Genomic DNA, 2496 nt, shown 5'->3' with positions numbered 1-2496 from the left:
GTACTTTTTTTAGTTTTTTGCCGCGTTAATATCTATCGCCCTTACCCTCTGTCTTTACCCCAAAAGTAGGGAAATGAAAGGAAATAAGCCGATATCAGATGTGCTTAGTACTGTGACAAGATATCTAACCCTTTTATCTTCACTCCAGGATGTTCCCCAGGTCAACTCTCTCAACAATTTTTGTACATAGCTGAGGCGCTGTGATTGCGATCGCTCTTTTGTATGCGATAGACTTTGACCTCAATACTTTTCGGTTAAGGGGGAAAGGGGAAGGGGAAAAGGAGAAAGAAAAACCTTAACCCAAACCCAGTAACCTTTTCCCAAAACCCAATTCCAAGTTAAAAATGCTTAACCGAACAGTATTGACTTTGACCTCTCTCCTAAAAGGTTTAACTTTTTGGTTAATTTTATAGCAGGGTTGGCTGCTTATACTTAATTTGTCTAAAAAACAATCTCTTGACATTTGCCCAAAAGACTTACCTGCTTAACCTCCTGCTATTTTTTAGCCCTGTCGAATTCACGTTAATATAATTTCAGCTTTTCCTCCAGCACTGCTTTTACTTCCTGGGCAGAGGTATTTTCAGGAAACACCCGCAGCAAATCCTTCAAATCTTGAATGGCATCTCGGATCTGGGTTTGCAAAGCTGTCTGCTCAAGTGCAGTCTGATATAACTCTTGGGCGGTTGAGAGATTGCCTGCAACGAGGTGATAGAGTGCTAGGTTGAAAGTATTTTCGTAATTGCCGGGTTTTTTGGTGTGTTTTTGCTGGGCGATTTCGATGGCAATGTTCAAATCAGCTTCGGCGGACACGGCTTGGTGGAAGGCGAGGTAGATAAGGGAACGAAAGTATCGGTAGCAATCATCTTTGGGGTCAAGTTCAATGGCACGGTTAATGTCTTCCAGGGCTTCCTCGTAGCGTTCCATCAAGCAATAGGTACGGCTTCGATTTGCGATCATCCACTCATTTTTGGGTTCAAGTTCAATGGCGCGGTGGAAGTCTTGCAGCGCTTCCTCGTAGCGTTCCATCAAGCGATAGGTAATGCCTCGACTTGCGATCATCCACTCATATTTGGGTTCAACAAGTTCAATGGCACGATTGAAGTCTTGCAGCGCTTCCTCGTAGCGTTCCATCAAGCGATATGTAAAGCCTCGACTTGCGATCGCCCAATCATATTTGGGATTAAGTTCAATGGCGCGATTGAAGTCTTGCAGCGCTTCCTCGTAGCGTTCCATCAAGCGATAGGTATGGCCTCGACTTGTGATAGCCTGTTCATCTTGGGGATTAAGTTCAATGGCACGATTAAAATCTTGCAGCGCTTCCTCGTAGCGTTCCATCAAGCGATATGTAAAGCCTCGACCTATGATCGCCGCGACATATCGGGGGTAAAGTTCAATGGCGCGATCATAGTTTTGCAAAGCTTGATCATACTGCTCCATCGAATAGTAGCCTTGGGCGCAACGAAAGAAAACTTGAGAACTAATTAAATGTGGATGGGTGTCAATTATACGTTGAGCAAGAGACTGTCTTAACAAGTCATGTATAAAGCGATAGCGACCACCAACACGCTGGAGCAATAGCCGTTCTGTAGCATAGTTGAGAAAACAAGCATAGTCCCAAGGAATTGAGTTAGTGCGACACAAAGATAAACGCACTAGAAAATGATTGATGCAGACATATCCCCCTCCCCGCGCAATCCATAGTAGCAGAGCTATGGAGAGGGAAATTAGCACAATGTTATTAACAGAAGACGTTGAACGTAGTGCAAGACAGACTATCAAGGTATGCAAAGGTACAAATATTAACGTAATCAGGATTGCATTTCGCCACAAGTTCCTAATTCCTTGATTTGGCACTGATAAAGTTTTAATTTTGAAGCGCCACTGTTCAAAGTCGAAGTCCAATGTTGGAATATTAAAGGTGAAGTTCAATGTTGGAATATTGAATTCATTCAATTTATGAATTAGTACGCTAATTTGAGTAGGGACTAATATAGTTTTCCAAGACGACAGCTTGCGTAATATTTTGTGTCGTTTGAGACTTAAGAATGAGATGTTGATGCCTCCCACGACTGATTCTATCTGTGGCAAATTATTTAAGACATCTATTGCACATATTAAGCCATACAAAGAGCCAATCACCAATCCGAACCGCAAACTAGAGCTTGACCGAATCGAACCCAATAGTCCCCAACAAATTACAGCAACGATTAACCCCCAACCAATTACGGCAAAAGCAGTAAATAGCCATTTTTGAAGGGGTGTTGACAGCCATCTTGTTCCAATTTGCTCAATCAAAAACTCGGTTTCTGACTCTTGCAAAAGCTCTAAGGCCAGAATTTCCAGCCACTTCTGACTCTGTTCGGGGCTAGGAATCTTTCCCTGACGATAGGCGCGGCTAGGGGTATCCTGTGTCAGCATCCGTCGCACATAGGCATCTAACAGTAAATTTAAGCGATCGCCTGCCGAAGTCGCCCGCCGCCACTGGGTTGGATCTAG

At 43.5% G+C, this 2496-nt stretch carries 1 protein-coding gene; it reads right to left on the bottom strand.

Features of this window, described 5'->3' with window-relative positions:
- Positions 1 to 522 precede the first annotated feature (522 nt).
- Positions 523 to 2496: tetratricopeptide repeat protein (locus ACWATR_RS39360; protein WP_460345635.1), on the bottom strand; the 1974-nt coding region annotated here is incomplete at its 5' end.

The organism is Nostoc sp. UIC 10890 (assembly GCF_054786515.1).
The sequence above is the reverse complement of the archived record's forward strand: the minus strand, read 5'-3'. Positions and strand labels throughout refer to the sequence as shown.